This is a genomic window from Streptomyces calidiresistens, from assembly GCF_014141525.1.
In the GTDB taxonomy this organism is placed as follows: domain Bacteria; phylum Actinomycetota; class Actinomycetes; order Streptomycetales; family Streptomycetaceae; genus Streptomyces; species Streptomyces calidiresistens.
In genome coordinates this window covers 1-1,309 of the sequence record NZ_VKHS01001133.1, presented here as the reverse complement: position 1 = coordinate 1,309, position 1,309 = coordinate 1, and the positions used below count along the sequence as shown (strand labels likewise).

General features: G+C 73.6%; 2 protein-coding genes. One reads left to right on the top strand and one right to left on the bottom strand.

Annotation, left to right across the window (positions count from 1 at the left end):
- Positions 1-37: 37 nt before the first annotated feature.
- Complete coding sequence (moaA, locus tag FOE67_RS25935) at positions 38-1,027, top strand: GTP 3',8-cyclase MoaA (RefSeq protein WP_182667260.1); 990 nt, start codon at positions 38-40, stop codon at positions 1,025-1,027.
- 21 nt (positions 1,028-1,048) lie between these two features.
- Here the strand turns inward: moaA and FOE67_RS25930 are convergent, their stop codons facing one another.
- On the bottom strand, positions 1,049-1,279 hold the full coding sequence (locus tag FOE67_RS25930) for a hypothetical protein (RefSeq protein WP_182667261.1): 231 nt from the start codon (positions 1,277-1,279) through the stop codon (positions 1,049-1,051).
- Positions 1,280-1,309 lie beyond the last annotated feature (30 nt).

The following is a 1,309-nucleotide window of genomic DNA, read 5'->3' as shown; positions in this document are numbered from 1 at the left end:
GCCCCGGCCCGCCCCCGACCCCGGCCCCGGAGTCCGCATGCTGCTCGACACCTTCGGTCGTGTCGCCACCGATCTGCGCGTCTCGTTGACCGACCGGTGCAATCTGCGCTGCACCTACTGCATGCCGGAGGAGGGTTTGGACTGGCTGGCCAAACCCGACCTGCTCACCGACGACGAGATCGTGCGCCTGATCCGGATCGCGGTCGAGCACCTCGGTGTCACCGAGGTGCGGTTCACCGGCGGGGAACCGCTGTTGCGTCCCGGCCTGACCGGGATCGTGGCCCGGTGCGCGGAACTGCGACCGCGTCCCCGGATGTCCCTGACCACCAACGGCATCGGCCTGGAGCGCACGGCCGGCGCCCTGCGCGACGCCGGGCTGGACCGGGTCAACGTCTCCCTGGACACCCTGGATCCGGAGGTCTTCGCCCGCCTGACCCGGCGTCGCCGACACGCGGACGTGCTCCGCGGCCTGGCCGCCGCCCGGGAGGCGGGGTTGGAACCGGTCAAGGTCAACGCGGTGCTCATGGCGGGGCTGAACGCCGACGAGGCGCCCGACCTGCTGGCCTGGGCGATGGCCGAGGGATACGAACTGCGCTTCATCGAACAGATGCCCCTGGATGCCCAGCACGGCTGGCGCCGCTCGGGGATGATCACGGCCGGGGACATCCTGACGGCGCTGCGCGCCCGCTTCCGGCTGGAGCCCGAGCCCGACGCGGCGCGCGGGGCGGCCCCGGCGGAACGGTGGGTGGTCGACGGCGGTCCGCACCGGGTGGGGATCATCGCCTCCGTCACCCGCCCGTTCTGCCGGGCCTGCGACCGCACCCGGCTGACCGCCGACGGGCAGGTGCGGACCTGCCTCTTCGCCCGGGAGGAGACCGATCTGCGCTCCGCGCTGCGCTCGGGCGCCGACGACGGGGAAGTGGCGGAACTGTGGCGGCGGGCCACGCTGGGCAAGAAGGCCGGATCGGGGCTCGACGACCCCGGCTTCGAGCAGCCGGGACGTCCCATGTCGGCGATCGGGGGCTGAGCGGCGACCCCGGGGGCGGTCTCAGGAACCCGACGCCGTGCCGTCCCCGGGGGCCTCGTGTTCCTCCCGCCACTCCGCCAGCGGCACCGTCTCCCGCAGGAAGCCCCGCATCCCCAGGAAGTTCGACAGGTGCTCGCGGTGCTCCTCGCAGGTCACCCAGGTCTTGCGCCGCTCCGGGGTGTGCAGCTTGGGGTTGTTCCAGGCGAGGACGAGGGTCGCGGGGGCCCGGCAGCCCTTGGCGGAGCAGATGATCTCGGGTCCGCCGTCGGGCGGGGTGGGGAG

What these genes read in the sequence shown, in the direction of transcription:
- moaA (WP_182667260.1), top strand. Translation starts at nt 38, where the DNA reads ATGCTGCTCGACACCTTCGGTCGTGTCGCCACCGATCTGCGCGTCTCG.